Source organism: Bacillus sp. B15-48, assembly GCF_016879755.1.
Lineage (GTDB): Bacteria > Bacillota > Bacilli > Bacillales > Cytobacillaceae > Mesobacillus_B.
On sequence record NZ_WOFU01000001.1, the window covers coordinates 87,936 to 110,223 of the forward strand.

Consider the following 22,288-nt stretch of genomic DNA (forward strand, 5'->3'; position numbering starts at 1 on the left):
ATCATCTAGTAAGCTATCTTTTTAATTACGCAGAGGTTTGCCTTTCATAAGCATATGTTGCATCCGCTGCTGTGTTTTCGGGTGTGCAATTAATTTCAGAAAAGCCTCCTTTTCGAGCTGTAGCATATATTCCTCTTCAACTTCTGTCCCATACGGTACCTTGCCACCTGAAAGGACGTAAGCAATTTGTTTCGCGATTTCCAGATCATAATCACTAATATATCCTGATAAATACATTGATTGCGCACCAAGTAAAAGAGTTGCATATCCTGTTTCCCCTACAACTGGAATCTTCTTTCTTTTAGGAGCGGTGTAGCCATTATTCGATAAATATAGGGCCGCTTGTTTCGCATCATAAAGAAGATGATCAGCATTCATACTAATGCCATCTGATTGACATAAAAAATTAAGTTCTCTTGCTTCTTCTGCAGATGTTGACGTTTTCGCCATTGCAATCGTCTCAAATACTTTATTTACGACTTTTTGCAGGTCATATTCCACACCATTTGCCATTGCCTCAAGATGCCTGATATACAGTTCTTTATTCCCGCCACCACCTGGCAAGAGACCAACACCGACTTCAACGAGTCCCATATATGTTTCTGTCGCAGCTTGAATATGTGCAGCTGGAAGACAGATTTCTGCACCTCCACCAAGAGTCATTCCAAAGGGAGCGGCAATGACGGGTTTCGAACAATATTTAATTCTCATCATTGCATCCTGAAACTTTTGAATGATGTATTCCAATTCAAAATAATTATCATCTTGCGCTTCCATAAGCATCATCGCTAGATTAGCGCCCACACAAAAGTTTTTCCCTTGATTTCCGATAACAAGACCTTTAAAATTCTTTTCTACTTCATCGATAGCAGAGTTAATCATTTGAATAATATCAATGCCGATTGCGTTATTGGCGGAGTGAAACTCCAACAATGCGACCCCATCACCGAGATCAAGGAAGCTAGCACCAGAATTCTTCTTAATGACCCCACTTTGCTCCTTCAGTTGTTTGAGGTCGATTGCCTTTGGATTTTCGTGAATTGGCTTATATTCTCCTTTGTCATAGTAAAATTTTATGCCTGAATCTTCTCGATAGAAGGACGTACAGCCATTCTTCATCATTTTCTCAATCCATTCCGGTACTTCCATTTTATCTGAATGCATTTTCTGAACAGATTCTGCTAAACCAATTGCATCCCAAAGTTCGAAGGGTCCTAGTTCCCAACCAAATCCCCATTTCATCGCGTCATCAATCGCAACGATATCGTCAGCAATCTGTCCTAGCAATTCTGCCGAATAAATAAGTAATGGAGTAATAATCTTCCATAAAAATTGACCCGCACGATCATTTTCGTATATAAGCGCTTTCATTTTATTCGCTGTACCCTTTTGTTGTTTGCTCAAATCGATCGCTTCTGTTTTTAGTTTTTTCCGCGGTCCATATGCCAGTGTGTCTGGATCAAGTTCCAGTATTTCTTTCCCTTGTTTTTGATAAAAACCTTGGCCAGATTTACTGCCAAGCCAGCCGCGTTCCAACATTTCTTTCATGAATATCGGTATTTGAAATACTTCTTGTTCTTTCCCTTCCACTTGTGCATAAACATTATTGGCGACATGAACGAATGTATCCAATCCTACAACATCAAGTGTCCGGAATGTTGCACTTTTCGGACGGCCAATTAACGGTCCAGTGATTGAATCAACTTCCCCGACACTAAATCCCCCATAGATCATTTCTCTTACAGTAACAAGCAACCCGTATGTTCCAATTCTATTGGCAATAAAGTTTGGCGTATCTTTTGCTTCAACAATTCCCTTTCCAAGTCGATCCTCACCGAATTTTTTCATAAACGCTAACACTTCAGGATCTGTATCTTTCGTAGGAATGACTTCAAGAAGTTTTAAATACCGTGGCGGATTGAAAAAATGAGTACCAAGAAAATGCTTTCGAAAGTCTTCGGACCTTCCCTCTGCCATTGCTTCAATGGAAATTCCAGAAGTATTCGAGCTAATGATGCTTCTGGCATTTCGGTATTGATCGACCTTCGCAAAAACTTGTTTTTTTATTTCAAGATTTTCGACTACGACTTCAATAACCCAATCCACTTCCTTTAGCCGTGGCAAATCGTCCTCTATGTTTCCAGCTTCAATTAAAGCTAAATTTCCCTTTGCTGTTAGTGGTGCCGGTTTTTGTTTTAACAATTGATCTAGAACACGCATACTGAAGCGATTTCGAACCTTTCGATCCTCAAGCGTCAACCCTTGGGCTATCTCTGATTCAGCCAGTTCATTGGGAACGATATCGAGCAACAATGATGGAATGCCAATATTCGCTAAGTGTGCGGCAATTCCAGCTCCCATAACACCAGAGCCCAAGATTGCTGCTTTTTGAATTTGTCGCATTCTTTTAATCCCCCTTCATCCGCCAATCTTGAATGAACACTCATTCATTTTTAATGCAAAAAAAAGATTTGGAACTATCCTGTCATTTCTAATGATAAAATATTCTAAAAATTAAATCAATAAAGACAAGTTAAGAAATTTATATTTTTTTTGAACCGTTTTTTCCTTGACATATTTGCTTGAAATCATCGTTGCCGGACATGCTAATGAAAGGGGGTGAAGCAAGATGGCAAGATTAAAAAAGAATCCTTCAAAACGTGGCGTTAGTGCTGCAAGCGTAAAGGGTAATGCCGGCCCGACTGTAGAAAACGATGGCGGGGGCAAAGTAAACAGCCAGAATAATCAATATAAAAAGTGAAGCACCATTTAATAGAAACAACAAACAGACAGGCTCTATTTATTTTTAGCCTGTCTGTTTGTTGTTCCACTATTTCATTGCCAAATGATTCATCGTTAAGACGATGATTGCTCCTTCTATTCATTTCCACTATTTAAATTTTCTTGCCATGATTTTTAATCTCGCAACATCCTTTGATCTTAATCCTTAAATTCGGGATAAACTTCCCATTTTCGGTAAAAATAAGCGGAAACAATTAAGATGGTGAGGAAAATGGTTACTTTTTTCAAGAAAAAACGCAGACTTCCAAAACAACAACAACAAACTGAACAGCCTAATGTACAACAAAGCAAAAACAAGAAAAATGATGAAGAAAAAAACAAACATGTGGAAGACTGGGAAAAAGAACTCGCCAAATCACAAGACTATAAGAAAACATTTTATTTTAATCAGAAAACGGGCAAAAAGTTCAACTTTACCTTTATGCCGACACTTGTTGATGAAAAAGTAGTTGACAATCATGCCCTGCCTTCATTGCTTGAAGGAGAATTTGCTCACATTGACGATGTCAAAAAACTGTTGCCAATCGTTGATGTAGAATTGTCGACAGAAAAGCACGAAATCGCTAAGAAACTGCTTGAAGGGTATGTGTTGTTGACGCTAGAAGATGATATGCGTAAATTTGCGTTTTTTTCCGCGCAAAAAGAAGTTGTCCGCTCCGTCAGTCCACCGGAAATTGAATTTAGCGTCATTGGACCAAAAGAGGCCTTTGTTGAATCAATTAACCAAAACATCAATATGATTCGCAAACGCTTGCCAATTAAAGAACTGATTACCGAAGAATTCACGATTGGGAAATTATCGAAAACAAAAGTGGCATTGCTTTATATTGACGGCATTACGAACGGTGACATTGTTAATACCGTTCGTCAACGGATTAATGACATCGAATTCGATGATCTTGTCGACAGCTCGTATTTAGTTCAGCTCATCTCTGATAACGAACGCTCCCCCTTTCCACAGCTACTTGATACGGAAAGGCCAGATCGGGTCGTTTCCGTTTTGGGAGAAGGGAAGATCGCAATTATTGCTGATGGTTCCCCACATGTGTTAATTGGTCCGACAACATTGATGGAATTTTTCAGTTCATTTGAGGATTATTACTTGAATTGGTTTTTGGCTTCCTTCTTACGTTTAATTCGCGTTTTTGGTGTTACCTTTTCGGTCCTGATAACACCGATTTATGTGGCAACCCTCTCGTATCACTATGAATTGATTCCTAAAGATCTATTAAGTACGCTTATCGTTTCACGAAGGGTCGTACCGTTTCCGCCAATTTTAGAAGCATTATTTCTTGAAATTACGATTGAGCTGTTGCGTGAGGCTGGTGCAAGGTTGCCGACAAAGGTCGGGCAAACAATCGGCATCGTGGGCGGGATCGTCCTCGGAACGGCGTCAGTGGAAGCTGGATTGACAAGTAATGTCCTCTTGATTTTTATCGCGTTATCAGCGTTAGCATCGTTTACGACACCTGTTTATAAAATGAGCAATACGATTCGGCTATTGCGGTTTCCATTTCTATTTATGGCCGAATTATGGGGAATGCTTGGAATCACCGTCGCTTTTTGCTTTATGCTCACCCATTTAATTCGGCTTGAATCGCTCGGCTTTCCATTTATGCAACCGTTGTATCCACCAAGGAGAGAAGACTTGAAAGATGCTTTTATTCGGCTCTCCTTTAAAAAGCAAGCCAACCGTCCACAATTTTTGCGGACCGAAAAACCACAACGATTTAGCACAGAGAAAGCAAATCAAATTAATGATATTGATGAATGATTGGCTTTTTGAAGGGAGGTAGCAACAGCATGCAAGGGCAAGGGCAAGTCCCAGAAAGAGTACAAATATCGCCATTTATTGCAGCTTATGTGATTGTCGCAATGCAGATCGGCATCGGCGTGCTTGGCTTTCAGCGACTTGTTGCCAAGGATGCTGAATATGACGCTTGGATTTCGGTTTTAGCAGCTGGCTTAAGCATTCATCTCCTCGTTTGGATGATGTATAAAATCTGTGAAATGGTCGAAGGAGATGCTGTCTATGCCAATGTTTTTGCCTTTGGCAAGATTATCGGCAATATCATCAATCTCTTCTTTATCTTTTTTTATTTATTGTCGTGTGTCACCGTTCTCGGCGGCTTAATTGAAGTAATCGAAGTGTGGATGTTTGAGGATTTGAACAGGCTTTTATTCGGAGCTGTCTTTTTAATTCTCGGTGTGTATATTGTAAATGGTGGCTTCAGAAGCGTTGCTGGGATTGCGTTTTTTAGTGTCGTACTGCCCTCCTATTTAATGCTGACGTTCGGATATACATTTAAACATGCAGATTTTAGCAATCTGTTTCCCATTTTAGACCATACACCTGGACAATTATTAAAAAGCGGTTACAATATGTCGCTCACTTATCTCGGCTATGGCGTACTATTATTTTTTTATCCTTTTATTAAAAAACCGCAAAAATCAAAAAAATGGGTGCATCTAGGTATTTTGATTACAACCCTGCTTTATACTAGTTTAACACTCGTTACCTTTATGTATTTTTCGTTAGAACTACTGGATAAATCAATCTGGGCAACGTTAGAAATGTGGAAAATTGTCCAAATGCCTTTTATTGAACGCTTTGAATATATCGGAATTGCCAACTGGGCAATCATTATTATTCCTAACGTTGCCATTTCATTATGGGCTTCGAGCCGAATCGCAAAACGTGTGTTTAACGTCAAACAAAAAAAAGCCGTACTATTAATTAGTATTGCCTGCCTTATCATTGTTCTGTTTTTAAATACACGGGAGCGGATGACCTTATTTTTGGATTTCCAAGCGAAGCTAGGCTTCATTCTCGCCTACGGTTATACACCGTTTCTTTATTTTTCCGTTATGATTGCAAAGAAGGTGAAGAAAAAGTGAACCATCTTTTGCGGATTGTTTTAACCTTATGTGCGCTTTTGCTTTCTGCTTGTGTGAATAAGGAAATTATCGACGATATCAATATCGCGACAGGTATGGGGCTTGACAAAAGTGAGGACGAAATTCGCGGGACAATTATGATTCCTGTCTTTCAACCTGATAAATCGATTGATAACTTCACCTTTTCTGCCACGGGAACGATTCCGAGAGAAACAATTGCTAAAATGCGGAACAAATCGTCACAACCGATTGTTGGCGGAAGCATTGAGGTTATTTTTTTTAATGAAGAACTCGCTCGTGATGGCATTGTCAACCTCCTTGATCTTTTTCTCCGCGATCCGAGCATTGGTGCGCGCGTGTATTTAGGGGTCGTTGATGGCGATGTTAAGGAGATTTTTGATGGAGATTACGGCGACAGAGGAAATGCGGTTTATTTAGCAGGAGTAATCGAGGACGGGATTCGAGGAGGGAGTTTGCCTCTGACAAATCTTCGCCAGTTTTTATTCGATTATTTTCAAAAAGGAAAAGATCCGTATTTGCCTTACTTAGAAAAAACGGAACCAGATCTCGTTGAATTAAAAGGGCTTGCTCTCTTTAAAGAGGATAAAGTCGTTGATATTCTTTCTGTTGAGCAAATGTTTTATTTAAAACTGCTTGTTGACAGGCACCATCGCGGGGGAACAATCGCGAAAATAGGGGAAGAAGCCGCCGTTTTTAAACTCTTGAAAACAAAGAAAAATTTCCAATTAACGAATCGCAATCCCTATCAGTTTACGATTGATTTAAAGCTAAGAGGGATTGTAAGCGAGTATACCGGTCGATCTCTCTCGAGAAAAGAAGTGAACGAAATTGAGAAGCAGTTAGAAAAGCAAGTTGTCACGGAAAGCATGAAAATTATCCACTATAATCAAAATCTCGGAATCGACCCGATTGGCTTCGGCCATTTTGCAAATACGAAAACAAGAGGATTTGATTTTGATAAGTGGGAACAACAATATTATCCAAATGCTGAATTTATCATCAATGCCGATGTAACCATTACGGAAGTTGGGATGCAAGAATAAATGAGGAAAGGCAAAAGCCTCTCCTCATTTTTTTGGTTAATCCGACGAAGAAAACATATATTTTTTATGATGATAGCGGATTGAGAAGATTAAACTGAGTGCGAGCATGTTCCCCATTAACGAACTTCCCCCATAGCTAATAAACGGAAGCGGAATCCCTGTAATCGGCAAAAGTCCAATCGTCATTCCAATATTTTGAAAGACATGAAACGTAATCATACTAATCACACCAACACATAAATACGTGTAAAAATGATTTTTAGCTTCCATGCCGATTTTCGTAATCTGGTAAATCAGTAAAAAGAATAAACTAATTAAAATACTGGCACCAACAAAGCCAAATTCTTCGCCAATCACACTAAAAATGAAATCAGTGTGACTTTCTGGAAGATACACTTCACGTGTCCCATATCCCTTCCCTGTCGTTTCCCCAGAACCAATCGCAAGTAATGATCTTGTCAGTTGGAAGCCGGTTGTACTTTGATAATTATACGGGTCAAGCCATGAGTAAATCCGTCCAAACTGGTATTGTTTGACTCCAAGGTATTTTTCAAGTACCTCTGGATGCCATAGCACGAAATAAAAAATCACACCGATAAGCGAGAGGAGTGTTCCGAAAATCGGGACGAGAATCTTCCAAGAAACCCCTGAAATAAACACCATCCCAAGCATAATTGCAATAAATACGAGAGAAGTTCCGAGGTCAGGCTGCTGCATAACGAGCAGTGATGGAAACATTGTGATAGCCCCGATTTTAATGAGCAGCCAAAAATCAGTCCCCAAAGTTTTTACCACATTCTTTCGATGATGATCGGCGATTAATCGAGCTAACGCAAGGATGAGAAGTACTTTTACAATTTCTGATGGCTGGATTGAGCCTACACCAGGAAAGACGAACCAGCTTTTTGCTCCATTACGAACCGGTGCAATACTGGACGGGGCAATAATTAAGAACGCAAGCACAGCGAGGCCCAGACCATAAACATACCAAGTTAATTTTTTCAATTGATCGGAGTCGAGTCGAATCACAACGGCAATAATACATACCCCTACTCCATACCAGACGATTTGTTTTAGTAAGAAATTTTCATTATACTGCCCTGTCGTTTGGGCACTGTAAATGGCGATGCAGCTTGCTAAAAATAGGAAAAATAAGATCAATACGAGACCATAGTCAAGCCTAGAGTTATTTTTTTGATTGGATGCCATTGTTCTTCTCCTTTTGTTGACGAACTGTACGCTCAATATTTCATTATATTTTTTTCACTAATAAATAACAACTATGTGTGATAAAAATAACGATTTTTTCTAAGCGAAAGTATAATATAAAATGTGACAATTATGTGAATGAAACCAAATGAAACTAAACAAAACCAAACAGAATTGACATTTGTCACACTTTTTTCACTCGTTTTCATGTATTTTATTATTATATCTTAACGAAAGGTGGTGAATGCCAAAGATGACCTACACGCCCGACGATATCGCTAAAATGTTTAAGATTTCAAAATATACCGTCTATGAGTTAATTAAACGCGGCGAATTAAATGCTTTTAAAATCGGAAATAAAATGCGAATTGATCAAGCGGAAGTTGAGCGCTATAAACAAACAAAAGCCTCTCATCCGAAGGAAAGAGCAGCATCAGTTACAACTTCACACCCGAATACATATACGCTTCAACTAGCGGGAAGCCATGATTTTCTTGTCGAGCATTTAGTCAAGTATGCAGCAACTGAATCAGCCGGATTGGCGATCCAACCAAGCTATATCGGCAGCCTTGAAGGATTGATGATGCTTTACCGTGGCAGTGCTGACATTGCCGCGATTCATTTGCTTGATCCTGCTTCCCGAAAATACAATCTCCCATTTATTCGCCAACTCTTTGTCCATGAACCAATTACGGTCATTCGGCTGGCCTCTCGGGAACAGGGATTGATTGTCGCGAGTGGAAATCCAAAAGGAATTCACGGTGTAGCTGATTTTAGGCGCAATGATCTAACGATGGTTAATCGGCAAAAAGGTGCAGGTACTCGATTCCTGCTCGATTCATTCATTGCTCAAGAAAAGATTGATCCGTTAACAATTTCTGGGTATGAGAATGAAGAATGGAATCATTTAAGTGCTGCAGCTCACATTAGCCGTGGATCAGCCGATGTAGCTTTCGGCATTAAATATGCAGCGAACCAGCTTGGACTTGAGTTTATTCCTCTTACTGAAGAAAAATTTGACCTTGTCTTCCGCTGGAAAAAGGAAAACAAAGAAGCATTAGAACATTTACTAGATCTTATTCATTTCACTACATTTAAAGAGAGCGTCCTTGAACTCGAAGGCTATAATGCGAGTGAGCTAGGAGAAATTATTTTTGATCATCGTTAATTGGAGGAAACGAAAATGAAAAAATTATTCTCATTATTATTCGTCATTCTTTTCGCATTTATGTCCGCCTGTTCCAGTTCTGAAGACAACAATACAAATGCATCACAAACGGATGAAGTCGCAACAACGGATGTCATTCTTGCCACGACGACGAGCACACAAGATAGTGGCTTACTCGACGATTTGATTCCAATATTTGAAGAAGACAATCCTTACAACGTTAAAACGATTGCTGTTGGTACTGGCCAAGCATTGGAAATGGGCGTAAAGGGAGAAGTGGATGTCCTTCTCACCCATGCTCCTGCCTCAGAAAAAGTTCTTGTTGATAATGGAGATGTCCTAAATTATCAACAAGTGATGTACAATGATTTTGTTATTACTGGACCGTCTGCTGACCCTGCAGGAATTAGAGGGCTAACGGTAAATGAAGCATTTGAGAAAATCTTTGAATCCGAATCTGTCTTTGTTTCAAGAGGCGATGACTCAGGTACTCATAAAAAGGAATTGCAATTATGGGAAACCACAAACCTTACTCCTTCTGAAAATGAAGCCTATGTCGAGACTGGACAAGGAATGGGCAGCAGCCTGCAGATTGCTGCTGAAAGACAAGGGTATATTTTAACAGACCGTGCGACCTATCTCGCGCAAAAAGACTCACTAGGTGAATTTGAAATCTTAGTTGAAGGCGATGACAGCCTCCTCAATATTTATCATGTGATGGAAGTTAATCCTGAGAAAAATGACATGATTAATAATGCAGGGGCAAAAGCCTTTGTAGAGTATATGATCGCTGAAGAAACGAAAAAAATAATCGCTGAATTTGGCATCGATGAATACGGTGAACCACTGTTTTTCCTTTTTGACTAAAAGCAAATTACTACAAAGAAAGTCTGATTGCTAATGGAATTATTAATCGAAGGTTTAAACAAAGCACTAGAATTAATTCTCGCTGGCGACCCACTAATCGCCGAAATTACACTTAGAACGTTAAAAGTTTCAATGACTGCAATTTTAATTAGCACGATTGTTGGAATTCCGGCTGGTATTTTGCTCGGGCTCGTCAAGTTTCGGGGACGGAGAGTCGTTCTTGCCTTCGTCAATATTGGCATGGGCTTGCCGCCCGTCGTTGCTGGTCTTTGGATTACGATGCTCTTATGGCGGTCAGGTCCACTCGGTGCTTATTCTTTACTGTATACGGAGACAGCCATTGTCCTTGCGCAAATTCTTGTCTCTTTACCGATTGTCACCGCTTTGACTTCGACCGCCTTCCAGCAAATTAGTGAAAAGATGATTCTCCAAGTAAAAGCTTTAGGCGCCACTCGCCTTCAGCTCGTTTGGATTTTATTGAAGGAAACCCGACTCGCCATTTTGGCGGCAATTATCGCTGGATTTGGACGAGTAATCGCCGAAGTAGGCGCGGCGATGATGGTCGGTGGAAACATTAGTGGAGAAACGAGAATCTTAACGACCTCGATTGTGATGGAAGTTTCCAAAGGAAATTTTGACGTTGCTCTAGCTTTATCGTTTATATTAATGGCACTTGCCTTCTTCATCACATTTATGCTTACTTTTTTACAACAAAGGAGGCATTCGCAATGAGCAACCCGCTTATTAAGTTAACGGGGATTGAAAAGAAAGCGCATAATCGCACGATCCTTTCGATTCCCTCCTTTGAACTTCAGAAAGGAGAAATTCTCGGGGTCATGGGACCGAATGGAGCCGGGAAAAGCACCCTCCTAAAAACACTGGCCTTACTTGAACTGCCAACGAATGGCTCGATTCAGTTTCATGGTCAAGAAGTGAATGAAACGATTGCACTAGATGTACGAAGAAAGTGTGCGGTTGCTTTGCAGCAATCTCTATTGCTTGATACAAGTGTACAAAACAATGTAGCAATTGGTTTAAAACTTCGCAATGTGCCACGGAAAGAAATCAACGAAAAGGTTTTATACTGGCTTGAAGTCTTTAAAATTAGTCACCTTGCGAAAAAGCATGCTTTTCATTTATCCGGAGGAGAGGCTCAACGTGTTAACCTTGCGCGAGCAATGGTTTTACAACCGGAAGTTCTCTTTCTCGATGAACCATTTTCTGCCCTCGATTTTCCTACAAAAGTACAACTTTTAAAGGACATAAAACAGGTTGTCGAGGAGACAAATACGACGACGGTTTTCATCAGTCATGATCTAATGGAAATCAAATATTTTACGAACCGACTCGCGATTTTAATTGGCGGTGAAATAAAGCAACATGGTTCAACCGAAGAAGTACTTTCTTCCCCAAACAGCGCTTCCGCCACCTTCATTGGTGAATGGAACGAACTCTTAACTTAATATACTTTCAGCCTTCTTTTGAGAAGGCCTCTTTTTTGACTTCCTATTCATTTTTTTATACTGTCAGTTACATAAGTATTTTTATTGGAGGGACGAAAAAAATGAAATATGCAATTGTAACTGGAGCATCGAAGGGACTTGGTGAAGGAATAGCGAAGCAGCTGCTTGCAGAGAAAATAAATATTGTTGGAATCTCACGGAATGATAACCGTGAGTTAAAAAAACTGACTGAGAAGGTTGGGACTGAATATCATTTTTTTCCTTGTAACTTAAACTCAACTTCAGAGATCCTTGAAGTTTTGCCAAGAGTGGCTGAGGTCGTTTTTGCTCAACAGCCAGAAATCGTCTATTTGATCAATAATACTGGGGTGATCGAGCCAATCGCCATTGTTAGTGAACTAAATGTGGCAGAAGTTGAGCAAAGTATTCAAGTGAATTTGACTGCACCGATTTTAATAACAAATTACTTTTTAAATGAAGTAAAAAACAGCGTGACTCCACTTATCATTGCCAATATAACTTCAGGTGCAGCTGAAAGACCAGTTCATGGTTGGAGCATGTACTGCAGCACGAAAGCAGCGATTAACAGCTTTACGATGACAACCGCATTAGAAATGAACAATCGCCAAAGTGAGCAGAAAATCATCGCCTTTAGCCCTGGAATTATGGATACAGAAATGCAAGAGACGATTCGTTCTGCAACAGAAGCATCTTTCGCGGACTTAGATACATTCCGCTCCTACAAAGAAACAGGCCTTCTTCGATCCCCAGAACAAGTAGCTGCAGCGTTCATGAACTTACTTTTACATAAGGAAATCGAAAGCGGTAAAATTTATTATCTTAAAGATTTACTATAGGTCCTTTACGGATATTTTCCTCTCCAATCAGAAAAAATAAGGGAGAAAATTCACTAAAGGAGTTGCGGAAATGACGAAAAAATATAACAAAGGGAGCAAAAATCAAAACTCCCCTAAACTTCAACAGCAAATGGCGGAATTCTCAGACGAAATAACAAGCGGGGACAATAGCAAAGGCAATAAACGCAATAAAGATCAAAAAGATAAAACGGATTAAATGTGCAGAAAGAAAACCGGGCAAAACCGCCCGGTCCTTTTGTCCGTTCGATACCATGTATTCTAGAAGTACTCAGACTAAAAATGTGGATTGTTCATAAATAGGCTAAATTTTATTGGTAATACTGGGATTAACCGTGGTTATAAGGCTGGTTTATTGCTAGTACTTGGATTAAACCGATTTTTGGCCGTTTTTTATTGCTAGTACAGGGATTATACTCGCCTTCTGACTTCCCTTTATTGCTAGTACTCGGATTATCCCCTCATTTTACAGCGTTTTATTACGAGTACTAGCAATATATCAACGAAATTTGCTGTTTTTAATCCGAGTACTTGGATTAAAAATCGTGTTACCAGCATTATCACTCAAAAAACTCATTATTTTTCTAGCGCTAGTAATCATGCAAACACATATTCAATCTTTTTCCACAAGCCCAAGTAAACCTTCCTTATTTTTAAAAGAAAAGCTTTGCATTTAATTCTAGCCTCACAGTTTGTCGCCCATTTTATAGCTTATACACAACTAATTGTGAATTGTGTGAATAATTCGTTAATAACACCCTTAAACTGTGGATAACTTCTTACTAGCTACCAATATAGCGAGAATAAAATTGTTTTGCTTGAACAATTTGATCGACTCCATGTACAAGGACACGACCATCTTTAAAAACGACGAATGAGACTTCTTCTTCATTTGGTGAAAAGCGTAGCAAAAACGGATTAACCGCTACTTTCCCGCTCTTCTTAAGCTTTGTTGCTAGGTTCTCCAAATCGAATTTCGTTACATTTCTTGCTTTAATCTGAACCGTATCACGGCCACAAAGGACTGCATACGTAAGTTGTTGCTCTGAGGAGCGATCTAAAAACTCATATTTATGCTCGACACAGGCTGGACAATTAGAATTACGTCCATCGCTAATATCCATTTGTAATGAAGCTGAATACCATATATCAATCTGTTCAAGATTAGGGTTATGTTCTGCCCCGACAAGTAATTTTAACGTTTCTACCGCCTCAAACGAGCCAATAATATCAGTCAATGGCGATAATACCCCCACTGTGTCGCAAGTCTCACCAAGGCCAGCCGGGACTTGTGGAAAAAGACAACGGTAACAAGGGGTCTTGCCGGGAATAAATACAGCATACATTCCTCGTGAAGAAACCGCTCCCCCAAATACCCAAGGGATCTTATGTTTAAGCGAAACATCATTAATTAAGTATCGCGTTGCAAAATTATCCGTTCCGTCAACAATGACATCCACATTCCCTAACAGTTCTTCGGCATTATCAAGATTTACATCTGCAATCACCGCATCAATTTGAATAGTCGAATTGATTTTCTTTAATTTCTTTTCCGCTGCAACAACCTTCGGTAAATGATTGGCAGCATCGTCTTCATCATAAAGCGATTGCCGCTGCAAGTTGGATAATTCAACTAAATCACGATCAATGATTCGTACATAACCAACACCTGCTCGTACGAGATGGTTTGCGATTACAGTACCTAAAGCACCTGCCCCGACAATGACCACGCGGCTATCGATTAGTTTTCTTTGTCCCTCTTCGCCAATTGGCTTAAAAAGGACTTGTCGCGAATAACGTTCCATCTTTCCCATCTTATCCCTCATTTCTAACATTAAAACAAAAAAATTCCAAACAATTGAAAATTAGGAAGCAATTCTCTTATACTAATTATATAATTAAATAGGGTAGTAGTTTTTAAAAATATAGAAAGAGGTGGCAAAATCGATGAATCTTGGCGGTTTTATGAACAAAGAAGTTGTTGTCGATTTAACAAGCGGTTCTGTTGATTACAGAGAACTTAATGAGGTCCTTGCAAGAAAATACATTGGTGCCCGCGGACTGGGCGTTAAGTATCTTCTAGATAATGGTCCAGAGGTTGAACCTTTTTCTGAAGAAAACATTTTATGTTTTATGACAGGACCTGTGACAGGCTCACGCTCTTCGATGAGTGGCCGAATGGCGGTTGTCACGAAGTCCCCGTTAACGGAAACAGCTACAGACTCTCATATTGGCGGCTGGACAGCAGCACGATTAAAATGGGCAGGTGTAGACAACATTATTGTCAAAGGCAAAAGCGATAAGCCTGTCTATTTGTACATAGAAAATGGCCAGGCAGAGCTTCGAGATGCCGCCCAACTTTGGGGACAAAGCACGAGAGAAACAGTAAAACGAATGCAGGAAGAACATGGGGAAGAAAACTTAAGCGTTTTGACAATCGGTCAGGCTGGGGAAAATAAAGTTCGATACGCTTCCTTTATCAATGAACATGATCGCTCTGCAGGCCGCGGTGGTACTGCTGCTGTTGCCGGCTATAAAATGTTAAAAGCAATTGTCATTAAGGCTGCCCAAAAAGGGAATATGCCTGAGCCAAAACAAAAAGATGAATACAATCAAGCTAACCGCAAAGCCGTTAAAGCCATCATGGAAGGCGGTTTAACAGCTCCGAAAAAGGGCGGACTATCTGTTTATGGAACGAATGTCCTTACGAACTTAATTAATGAAGTGGGAGCGCTACCAACGAAAAACTCTCAAATGACGAACTGGGACGAAGCAGAAAAGCATAGTGGCGAGTATATTAATGAACACTTGCTCGTTTCTAATAATGCCTGTCATGCCTGTCCTGTTGCCTGTAAAATTGAAGTAGAAGTAAAGGATGGTAAATACAAAACAAGAACAGAGAGCTTTGAATTTGAATCTTCTTGGGCGCTCGGTACAAACTGTCTATTAAGTGATTCTGAAGCCATCGCTTACTTAATCGATCTTTGTAATGAATATGGGATTGATACGATTGAACTTGGTCATGCCTTCTCCGTTACAATGGAGGCAAGCGAAAAAGGCATCATTGACGAAGCACTGAATTGGGGCGATGCCGATTCAATGATTGAATTGACAAAGAAAATCGCCATGCGTGAAGGCATTGGGGGAATTCTCGCAGAAGGACCTGCCCGGGCAACTGCCGAATGGGGTGCTCCTGAAATTTCAATGTCAGTCAAAGGACAATCAATCCCAGCATATGATCCACGCGGAATTCAAGGAATAGGATTAGGCTATGCAACAAGTAACCGTGGAGCATGTCACTTACGAGGCTATACGGTTGCGAGTGAAATTGCTGGAATTCCTGAGCCAACAGATCGTTTGAAACCAGAAGGAAAAGGGGAATTACTAAAAATATTCCAAGATTTACTGGCATTTGGAGACTCAATGGATATTTGTAAATTCTCGTCGTTCTCAGAAAACGCGGAGAATTATGCGGAGCAATATGGGACAATGACCGGTATTCCAATGACTGCCGAAGATGTCATGCTAGCTGGAGAACGGATTTATAATCTTGAGCGCTATTATAATAACCTTGCTGGCTTTAATAAACGTGAAGATGATTTTCTGCCGAAACGCTTTACAGAAGAACCAGCAACTGGAAATAGTGCTGGCCATGTCAGCCGCATGGATATTATGCTTGATGAATACTATCAAGTTCGCGGCTGGAAAGACGGGGTTGTTCCTGCAGAAAAACTTCGTGAACTTGGAATTCTTTCCGAGGACAGTTCAACAACTGTTTAATACAGTGAAACTTCATCAGAAGAGGTTTTATTGCTCGTTAAAATGATTGAACGGTCGGCACCGGTTCTCGAATACAAAACTAAATTAGCAGTCTTATTCGCAACTGAATTAGACTGCTTCTTTTTTGTTGATATATATGGGATTGAATAAAATGAACGGTATATCCGCTCTGAATTCCGAAACCCTTTTTATCATGGTGACATAAGTTTTTGTCACCGTAATAATTCGCATGCTAATTGGGGTGCTAAAAATGCTAGTTAACTACCAGGGAGTGAGGGTTGATGTCTGAGAGGCGGATAAATGAAGAGGGATTCTCTTTTATCCTTAATTGAGTAACAAGTGATCGTTTAAATAAGCGGAGGTTTTCCCGTTAAACTGCAGAATAGAGCTCGGTTCGGGGAAAATAAGGGGAGATTTTCCGGTTAAGCAAAGCGAAATGGTCATTTTTCATGTTTTTTGATTAAATAGGCGGAATCTCTCCGTCTATTTCAGCTATTTTTCTTGCTATTTCCGCGATAAGAGGAATTTCTCCGTTTATTTTTCAAACCATGCTGTATCTCTTTGCTAAGTTCGTGGGGATCCGCTCTTTAATGGTTGGGGTGGAGCAGAGGAAGAGGATCCATCGCTAGCAAAATCTTCGTTTGTCTTGTAGATGGATAAATTAGTAGCTTATTTCCTGGCGATTCTTGGAGATTTGGAAATCGCGTAACCGGGGTGCTTATCTTAGTATAAAAAATGCTTGGAGCATATATGTCTCCAAGCATTTTTCTTTACTGATTTACTTGCCAAATTACTTTTAAATTCTAGTGCGAATTACTATACAAAAGCAATGTTCATTCACACATCTTGTACTTCAAAACCGAACCCGTTGCACTAATGCCGACCGTTTTTGAACGCTTCTTACCCACCAATTCTTGTTGTTTTATACCGGTAATTTTTTATCAGTTCTTCTAGTGTCGCTTCGTCCTTGGCACTAAACCGAACCATCACTGTATTCACTTTAAACACAGGGGTGAAGGAAATTTCCTCCTCCTTTAAAATCTCTCCACACCACTTGTTTTCACCGTCATGCATATATAAAAGTTTGTCCCCTACTCGGCTGGCACCGAGCTCTATAAAATACATCACTAAATGTTCCTTATGAATGCCCCGAAACTCTAATTCCTGATTGACCACCTTAACCACCTGCTACTGGTGGAAATAGCGCAAATTGATCGTCCTTCTCCACCACTGTCTCAAGATCATTTAAATGAATGATGTTTTTCCCATTTATATACACATGAACAAAGGGCTTTAACTTTTTCTCAGGTGTAAAAATTTCTTCTTCAATCGCTGGATACAATTCCACCAATTTATTAAGAATATCAATAACCCTATTGCCCTCAGGAATGACTTCCACTTGAACTCCGCCGCATATTTCTCGGAGATTGGCAAACACTTTTACGTTCATACAATAGCCCCCTTTACTCTTACTTCAATCTTAAAATGAATTGCCTACTTTGTCACCATTGAAGAATGAAAAAGCCGACAAATCCACATTCTAATCAATATAGGATGTTTATAGGAGGGACGAAATGAAAGCCGTAACATTTCAAGGCGTTAAAGATATTAAAGTAAAAAAGGTGCCCGATCCCAAAATCGAAAATCCAGATGATCTTATTGTCCGCATTACCTCAACTGCGATTTGCGGTTCCGATCTTCATATTTATCTAGGAGGGATTCCGACACGTCCAGACTTTATCATTGGCCATGAACCAATGGGGATCGTTGAAGAGGTCGGACCTGACGTAACGAAAGTAAAAAAAGGAGATCGAGTCATTCTTCCTTTTACGGTTTCATGCGGCCATTGTTTTTATTGTGAGCATGATATGGAAAGTCAATGTGACAATTCTAATCCAAATCCAGATATCGATTCGGGTGCTTTTTTTGGGTATACGGAGCGGTATGGGAATTACCCTGGTGCCCAAGCCGAACTGCTTCGAGTTCCTTACGGCAATTTCATGCCATTTAAAGTTCCAGAATCATGCGAATTAGAAGACGAAGCATTGCTATTCATTTCAGACGTGCTGCCTACTGCCTATTGGAGTGTCGAGCACGCAGGTGTCAAACCTAATGATACTGTTGTCGTCCTTGGTTGTGGACCTGTTGGATTAATGACCCAAAAATTTGCATGGATGAAAGGAGCAAAACGTGTCATTGCCATCGATCATATCCCTTACCGGCTCAACCAGGCGAAGGTAAAAAACAATGTCGAAGTCTTTAACTTTGAGGATTTCGATGACACAGGTGCCCATATAAGAGAACTAACCCAAGGTGGAGCAGATGTCGTTATTGATTGTGTTGGGATGGATGGAAAAAAATCGGTCGTTGAAAAAGTCGAACAAAAGCTTAAACTACAAGGTGGAACATTAAGCGCCATTCAAATTGCGAAAAACGCTGTACGCAAATTTGGAACAATACAATTAACAGGTGTGTACGGATCAGTGTATAATATGTTCCCGTTAGGTAATCTATTTGAACGGAATGTTACCCTTAAATCCGGACAAGCCCCTGTCATTCATTATATGCCGAAACTATACGAAATGATTGTTCAAGGGGAAATTGATCCAACGGAAATCATTACTCATACGCTTCCGCTCGAGAAGGCAAGCGATGCTTATCGAATCTTTAGTGAACACGAAGATAATTGTGTAAAGGTTGTTCTAAAACCATGAAGACCACTCCCCTCGTTCATTCGAGGGGAGGAGTTGTTTACCTACTGCTTTTCATAGTGAGGTCCAATTTTTATCGATCATATCCATCTGAAAGTTTTCAAAGAAAAAAGCCTGCCTCAGCAAGCTATTATTAATCATCTTTATGATCGTCCGCTTCTAACTTTTCGATTTCTTTTTCTAAAATTCCCCCTGTTCCTGCATCGATTTCATACTCTACTTCATGTGTGGCCGTACGAATTTCAATTTCATATTCCCCATCGTCATACTCCACTTCAACGACTGTTCCCGGTGTTTCTTTCGTAGCGATTGCAATCGCCTCGGCTTTTGTTATTCTCTGGGCCTTTTTATCGTCTTCATTTTTCGTCTTAGTTGCATTCGAGTTAATCAGTTTTGCAGAAACCGTTTCGAATTTCACTTCATCATCATCGTCATCTATCTTTTTACCCTCTTGTTCAAACACCACATCTTTATTCGCTTCAAGTTCTCTAACATCCATATTTAATCCTTGGACGATTTGTGCGGTACCATTGTCCGTAAGTTGACTATTTAAATCTTTATTTGAATCTGCAAATGCACCTACACCTAGTGCTCCGCCTAGCAATACGACTCCAGCTACAATCATGATTCCGATATTTCTTTTCATTTTCTCTTCCTCCTTTTTCGTATACCTTTACTATAGGCAACGTAAATGAGGATTTCTGAAGAAGAAAATGAGAAATCAATGAGAAATTTTTAATCATCCCACATAATTGACATCACTTCGCCAGAGATTGCATTTACTTGAACGGTCGCCTCTTCATCGTCTTCGTCTCGTTCAATCTCAATTAAGTAATAAATGATGCCTCCGGAACTCTCAAGGTCAATATCGTCTACTTCTCCGTTTATCTCTTTCAGGGCAATTGCGACCGCCTCTTTTTCTGAAATCGTTCTTACTTGTTCAGCTGTTGGTTCTTCCGCCTTGTTTCCACTATCCATTGCTTTTTCTCCCTCTTTTGCAATGGAGTCATCGGACTGAAGCTCTTCCTTTGCAGCCGTTTTTTCTGTCCTTGTGACGCGACCAATTTCTCCGGAATCACGATAAATCTCAATCTCATACGTACCTGTATCAAGTTCAATCGCAATTAAGTAAATCCCATTCACTTCTTTAATATTGACAATGTCCCCATGATATAATTCTTGGACTTTATTCGTCGCTTCTTCTACTGTGAGCGGTTGGGCAGATGTCATAATGTTAGACAGCTGCAAAACAACCACCAGCACTAACGCAAATAAAACTGCGCCAATAATGATTTTCTTCTTCGATAATGCCCCCATTTACTTCACTCCATTTTTACATCCTTTGCATCCATTTTACGGGAAGAAAATGAGAAATTAATGAGAAGATACGAGCGGAAAGCAAATCGTAACCGTCGTCCCTAGTCCTTCCACACTTTCTAATGTAATCTCCGCCCCCATGACATCTACAAGTTCCTTTGCAAGGGAAAGTCCAAGACCAAACCCACCAGTCTTTCTAGAACGCGCTTGATCAACACGATAAAAACGGTCAAAAACCTTTTCTAACTCCGCTTTCGGAATCCCAATCCCACGGTCAATCACTTTAACAATGGCTTGGTCCTGTGATTTCGTTACACTGACGGAGATCACTTCTTCACTATATTTACGCGCATTGTCGATAATAATATAGAACAACTGCTTAAGTTTTTGTAAATCAGCTTTAATGATAACCTCTGTAGATTGGTGCCATTCGATGTCACGATTATACGCTTTTTGAAAAGAGCGAACCACTTCTTCAACCACTTCATTTAAGTTTATTTCTTCAACCTCAAGCAGCCATTGTTCCTCATGTCTGGCGAGCATAAGCAATTGCTGCGTTAAGTCCTTCATTCGGATCGCTTCAGAGTGAATCGCTTGCACAGATTCAGCTAATAACTCAGGTTGTTCTTTGCCTCTTCTTTTCAACAACGAGGCGTACGATTCAATCACAGTTAACGGGGTTTTCAACTCATGGGAAGCATTTGAGATGAATTGACCTTGCTTCTCATAATTCACCTCTAACAACTCAATCATATTGTTAAAAGTGTCCCCCATCAGATAAAGTTCATCATTTGACTTTCTTTCGAGCGGAATTCGCTTAAATTGACCACTTTCTTTAATGTCTCTCATTGTCTCAATCATCGAAGTTATTGGACGAGTAATAAAATTACTAAGAAATCGGGATGAAATGACTACTGGAATGGTCGCGATAATTGAAACGACAATCAGGACAAGCTTTAATGTATTTAACATTTCAGCTGTAGCGACTAAACTTTCTGTCACTTGTAACTCAACTACTTCACCTTCACGAGAAATCATCGGTATAGAAACGAAAGCATGTGGAATTTTGTCATATTCAACGATTTTTTTTATTTCCTTTTGCTGAAAAATAGCCGGCCATTCTTCGCGAAGATTTTGTTGTCCTGGTGCTGCCACCGCTCCCCCTCGATTTCCATTTGAATCAATGATTTGCAACATGCCATTAACAGGCACGTAAGCTAGTAAAATTGCCTCTATCTCCACGCCTGCCCCTACTTGATTGATTCCATTAATCGCCTGTTTGGCTTCCGCTTCGGTTCGTTCCAATTCCCTATTCAACATCATCTTGCTAAATGAAAGGTAAATTGAAATGTTAATAAAAAGCAAAAGACAGATGAACAAAACAGATGTTGATAAATGAATTTTATTCCGTAGCTTCATTTGATCTCCTTCAACACATAACCGACTCCACGAACAGTGTGAATATACGGTGTTTCAAAAGGCTTATCCATTTTATTTCGTAAATAGCGAATATACACATCAACAACATTTGTATCGCCATAATAATCGTATCCCCAAACAGCATTTAGTAATTGTTCGCGATTTAAGACTTGGCGTGGATGCTTCATTAAATAAGCCAATAAATCAAATTCACGGGGCGTTAATTCGATATTCATCCCTTCACGCATCACTTCCCTTGTTAATTCACTTAATTTTAAATCACCAACAACTAACCAGTCTTGAGTTTTGTCTACTGTTTGCTGCGGTGGACGCTGCATTCTTAAACTTGCGCGAATTCGTGCGAGCAATTCTTCAATTTGAAATGGCTTCGTAACATAATCATTTGCCCCAAGATCGAGTCCTGATACTTTATCTTCAACGGAATCTTTTGCTGTTAGCAAAATGACAGCTGTTTCTGAATCATTGGTACGAATTCTCCGTAACAGTTCAATTCCGCTAATTCCTGGAAGCATCACATCTAATAAAATTAAATCCCATTTCTGTTCCCGGAAAAGGCGAAAGCCTTCTAACCCATCCAATGCCTTTTCAACTTCATAGCCTTCATATGTGAGCTCTAACTCAAGAACGCGGGCAATTTTTTCTTCATCTTCGACAATCAATATTTTCGACTTTTCCATCGTTTCTCCTTCGTTTC

Annotated in this window: 21 protein-coding genes; 12 read left to right on the forward strand and 9 right to left on the reverse strand. The window is 39.9% G+C overall.

Annotation, left to right across the window (positions count from 1 at the left end; genetic code table 11):
- Positions 1-21: 21 nt before the first annotated feature.
- Positions 22-2,403, reverse strand: coding sequence for a 3-hydroxyacyl-CoA dehydrogenase/enoyl-CoA hydratase family protein (locus GNT69_RS00495; protein ID WP_203552995.1), 2,382 nt, complete (start codon positions 2,401-2,403; stop codon positions 22-24).
- Between the two features lie 226 nt (positions 2,404-2,629).
- Between GNT69_RS00495 and GNT69_RS00500 the strand changes: the two genes are divergently transcribed.
- From GNT69_RS00500 to GNT69_RS00515, 4 genes are all read left to right on the forward strand, one after another.
- Positions 2,630-2,761, forward strand: a complete 132-nt coding sequence (locus GNT69_RS00500) for a YuzL family protein (RefSeq protein WP_084820141.1) — start codon at positions 2,630-2,632, stop codon at positions 2,759-2,761.
- A gap of 252 nt (positions 2,762-3,013) precedes the next feature.
- Entirely contained in the window at positions 3,014-4,576 is a 1,563-nt protein-coding gene (locus GNT69_RS00505; RefSeq protein ID WP_203552996.1) for a spore germination protein, read from the forward strand.
- A gap of 29 nt (positions 4,577-4,605) precedes the next feature.
- Complete coding sequence (locus GNT69_RS00510) at positions 4,606-5,700, forward strand: GerAB/ArcD/ProY family transporter (RefSeq protein ID WP_203552997.1); 1,095 nt, start codon at positions 4,606-4,608, stop codon at positions 5,698-5,700.
- Positions 5,697-6,764 (forward strand): Ger(x)C family spore germination protein, encoded by a 1,068-nt coding sequence (locus GNT69_RS00515; protein WP_203552998.1) that lies wholly within the window; start codon positions 5,697-5,699, stop codon positions 6,762-6,764. Before GNT69_RS00510 ends, GNT69_RS00515 begins: the two co-directional genes overlap by 4 nt.
- Before the next feature lie 36 nt (positions 6,765-6,800).
- Here the strand turns inward: GNT69_RS00515 and rodA are convergent, their stop codons facing one another.
- Positions 6,801-7,973 (reverse strand): rod shape-determining protein RodA, encoded by a 1,173-nt coding sequence (gene rodA, locus GNT69_RS00520; RefSeq protein WP_203552999.1) that lies wholly within the window; start codon positions 7,971-7,973, stop codon positions 6,801-6,803.
- A 253-nt stretch (positions 7,974-8,226) separates the two neighbouring features.
- On the opposite strand from rodA, the gene GNT69_RS00525 reads away from it, so the two are divergent.
- The 6 genes from GNT69_RS00525 (at position 8,227) to GNT69_RS00550 (ending at position 12,545) form a co-directional block, all read left to right on the forward strand.
- Positions 8,227-9,141 (forward strand): substrate-binding domain-containing protein, encoded by a 915-nt coding sequence (locus tag GNT69_RS00525; protein WP_239093975.1) that lies wholly within the window; start codon positions 8,227-8,229, stop codon positions 9,139-9,141.
- 15 nt (positions 9,142-9,156) lie between these two features.
- Positions 9,157-10,008 carry an ABC transporter substrate-binding protein gene (locus tag GNT69_RS00530; protein WP_203553001.1) on the forward strand — a complete coding sequence of 284 codons (852 nt, stop codon included), beginning with the start codon at positions 9,157-9,159 and terminating at the stop codon, positions 10,006-10,008.
- A gap of 33 nt (positions 10,009-10,041) precedes the next feature.
- Positions 10,042-10,740, forward strand: coding sequence for an ABC transporter permease (locus GNT69_RS00535; RefSeq protein WP_203553002.1), 699 nt, complete (start codon positions 10,042-10,044; stop codon positions 10,738-10,740).
- Positions 10,737-11,471, forward strand: a complete 735-nt coding sequence (locus tag GNT69_RS00540) for an ABC transporter ATP-binding protein (RefSeq protein ID WP_203553003.1) — start codon at positions 10,737-10,739, stop codon at positions 11,469-11,471. The genes GNT69_RS00535 and GNT69_RS00540 overlap by 4 nt, the downstream gene beginning before the upstream one ends.
- Positions 11,472-11,572: 101 nt before the next feature.
- Positions 11,573-12,328 carry a (S)-benzoin forming benzil reductase gene (locus tag GNT69_RS00545; protein ID WP_203553004.1) on the forward strand — a complete coding sequence of 252 codons (756 nt, stop codon included), beginning with the start codon at positions 11,573-11,575 and terminating at the stop codon, positions 12,326-12,328.
- A gap of 70 nt (positions 12,329-12,398) precedes the next feature.
- Entirely contained in the window at positions 12,399-12,545 is a 147-nt protein-coding gene (locus GNT69_RS00550; protein ID WP_203553005.1) for a hypothetical protein, read from the forward strand.
- A gap of 583 nt (positions 12,546-13,128) precedes the next feature.
- On the opposite strand, the gene GNT69_RS00555 is transcribed toward GNT69_RS00550, so the two are convergent.
- Complete coding sequence (locus GNT69_RS00555; protein WP_239093976.1) at positions 13,129-14,160, reverse strand: ThiF family adenylyltransferase; 1,032 nt, start codon at positions 14,158-14,160, stop codon at positions 13,129-13,131.
- Positions 14,161-14,293: 133 nt separating this feature from the next.
- Between GNT69_RS00555 and GNT69_RS00560 the strand changes: the two genes are divergently transcribed.
- Complete coding sequence (locus GNT69_RS00560) at positions 14,294-16,126, forward strand: aldehyde ferredoxin oxidoreductase family protein (RefSeq protein WP_203553006.1); 1,833 nt, start codon at positions 14,294-14,296, stop codon at positions 16,124-16,126.
- A 900-nt stretch (positions 16,127-17,026) separates the two neighbouring features.
- Here the strand turns inward: GNT69_RS00560 and GNT69_RS00565 are convergent.
- Both GNT69_RS00565 and GNT69_RS00570 read right to left on the reverse strand, forming a co-directional pair.
- A complete protein-coding gene (locus GNT69_RS00565) occupies positions 17,027-17,302 on the reverse strand; it encodes a MoaD-like domain-containing protein (RefSeq protein WP_203553007.1) in 276 nt (91 codons plus the stop codon).
- Position 17,303: 1 nt separating this feature from the next.
- Positions 17,304-17,576, reverse strand: a complete 273-nt coding sequence (locus GNT69_RS00570) for a ubiquitin-like small modifier protein 1 (protein WP_203553008.1) — start codon at positions 17,574-17,576, stop codon at positions 17,304-17,306.
- 124 nt (positions 17,577-17,700) lie between these two features.
- Between GNT69_RS00570 and GNT69_RS00575 the strand changes: the two genes are divergently transcribed.
- Positions 17,701-18,840, forward strand: coding sequence for a zinc-dependent alcohol dehydrogenase (locus GNT69_RS00575; protein WP_203553009.1), 1,140 nt, complete (start codon positions 17,701-17,703; stop codon positions 18,838-18,840).
- 130 nt (positions 18,841-18,970) lie between these two features.
- Here the strand turns inward: GNT69_RS00575 and GNT69_RS00580 are convergent, their stop codons facing one another.
- The 4 genes from GNT69_RS00580 to GNT69_RS00595 all read right to left on the reverse strand — a co-directional run bounded on the left by GNT69_RS00580 (position 18,971) and on the right by GNT69_RS00595 (position 22,271).
- The gene (locus tag GNT69_RS00580; RefSeq protein WP_203553010.1) at positions 18,971-19,483 is read right to left on the reverse strand and encodes a PepSY domain-containing protein; all 513 of its coding nucleotides are present in this window, start codon (positions 19,481-19,483) and stop codon (positions 18,971-18,973) included.
- Between the two features lie 89 nt (positions 19,484-19,572).
- On the reverse strand, positions 19,573-20,154 hold the full coding sequence (locus GNT69_RS00585; protein WP_203553011.1) for a PepSY domain-containing protein: 582 nt from the start codon (positions 20,152-20,154) through the stop codon (positions 19,573-19,575).
- Positions 20,155-20,211: 57 nt separating this feature from the next.
- Complete coding sequence (locus tag GNT69_RS00590; RefSeq protein WP_203553012.1) at positions 20,212-21,573, reverse strand: sensor histidine kinase; 1,362 nt, start codon at positions 21,571-21,573, stop codon at positions 20,212-20,214.
- Positions 21,570-22,271 (reverse strand): response regulator transcription factor, encoded by a 702-nt coding sequence (locus GNT69_RS00595; protein ID WP_203553013.1) that lies wholly within the window; start codon positions 22,269-22,271, stop codon positions 21,570-21,572. Before GNT69_RS00595 ends, GNT69_RS00590 begins: the two co-directional genes overlap by 4 nt.
- Positions 22,272-22,288 lie beyond the last annotated feature (17 nt).

Bases quoted from the DNA above. Each gene is read 5' to 3' on its own strand.
- GNT69_RS00495 (WP_203552995.1), bottom strand. From the start codon at position 2,403: ATGCGACAAATTCAAAAAGCAGCAATCTTGGGCTCTGGTGTTATGGGA.
- GNT69_RS00500 (WP_084820141.1), top strand. From the start codon at position 2,630: ATGGCAAGATTAAAAAAGAATCCTTCAAAACGTGGCGTTAGTGCTGCA.
- GNT69_RS00505 (WP_203552996.1), top strand. From the start codon at position 3,014: ATGGTTACTTTTTTCAAGAAAAAACGCAGACTTCCAAAACAACAACAA.
- GNT69_RS00510 (WP_203552997.1), top strand. From the start codon at position 4,606: ATGCAAGGGCAAGGGCAAGTCCCAGAAAGAGTACAAATATCGCCATTT.
- rodA (WP_203552999.1), bottom strand. From the start codon at position 7,973: ATGGCATCCAATCAAAAAAATAACTCTAGGCTTGACTATGGTCTCGTA.
- GNT69_RS00525 (WP_239093975.1), top strand. From the start codon at position 8,227: ATGACCTACACGCCCGACGATATCGCTAAAATGTTTAAGATTTCAAAA.
- GNT69_RS00530 (WP_203553001.1), top strand. From the start codon at position 9,157: ATGAAAAAATTATTCTCATTATTATTCGTCATTCTTTTCGCATTTATG.
- GNT69_RS00535 (WP_203553002.1), top strand. From the start codon at position 10,042: ATGGAATTATTAATCGAAGGTTTAAACAAAGCACTAGAATTAATTCTC.
- GNT69_RS00540 (WP_203553003.1), top strand. From the start codon at position 10,737: ATGAGCAACCCGCTTATTAAGTTAACGGGGATTGAAAAGAAAGCGCAT.
- GNT69_RS00545 (WP_203553004.1), top strand. From the start codon at position 11,573: ATGAAATATGCAATTGTAACTGGAGCATCGAAGGGACTTGGTGAAGGA.
- GNT69_RS00550 (WP_203553005.1), top strand. From the start codon at position 12,399: ATGACGAAAAAATATAACAAAGGGAGCAAAAATCAAAACTCCCCTAAA.
- GNT69_RS00555 (WP_239093976.1), bottom strand. From the start codon at position 14,160: ATGGGAAAGATGGAACGTTATTCGCGACAAGTCCTTTTTAAGCCAATT.
- GNT69_RS00560 (WP_203553006.1), top strand. From the start codon at position 14,294: ATGAATCTTGGCGGTTTTATGAACAAAGAAGTTGTTGTCGATTTAACA.
- GNT69_RS00570 (WP_203553008.1), bottom strand. From the start codon at position 17,576: ATGAACGTAAAAGTGTTTGCCAATCTCCGAGAAATATGCGGCGGAGTT.
- GNT69_RS00575 (WP_203553009.1), top strand. From the start codon at position 17,701: ATGAAAGCCGTAACATTTCAAGGCGTTAAAGATATTAAAGTAAAAAAG.
- GNT69_RS00580 (WP_203553010.1), bottom strand. From the start codon at position 19,483: ATGAAAAGAAATATCGGAATCATGATTGTAGCTGGAGTCGTATTGCTA.
- GNT69_RS00585 (WP_203553011.1), bottom strand. From the start codon at position 20,154: ATGGGGGCATTATCGAAGAAGAAAATCATTATTGGCGCAGTTTTATTT.
- GNT69_RS00590 (WP_203553012.1), bottom strand. From the start codon at position 21,573: ATGAAGCTACGGAATAAAATTCATTTATCAACATCTGTTTTGTTCATC.
- GNT69_RS00595 (WP_203553013.1), bottom strand. From the start codon at position 22,271: ATGGAAAAGTCGAAAATATTGATTGTCGAAGATGAAGAAAAAATTGCC.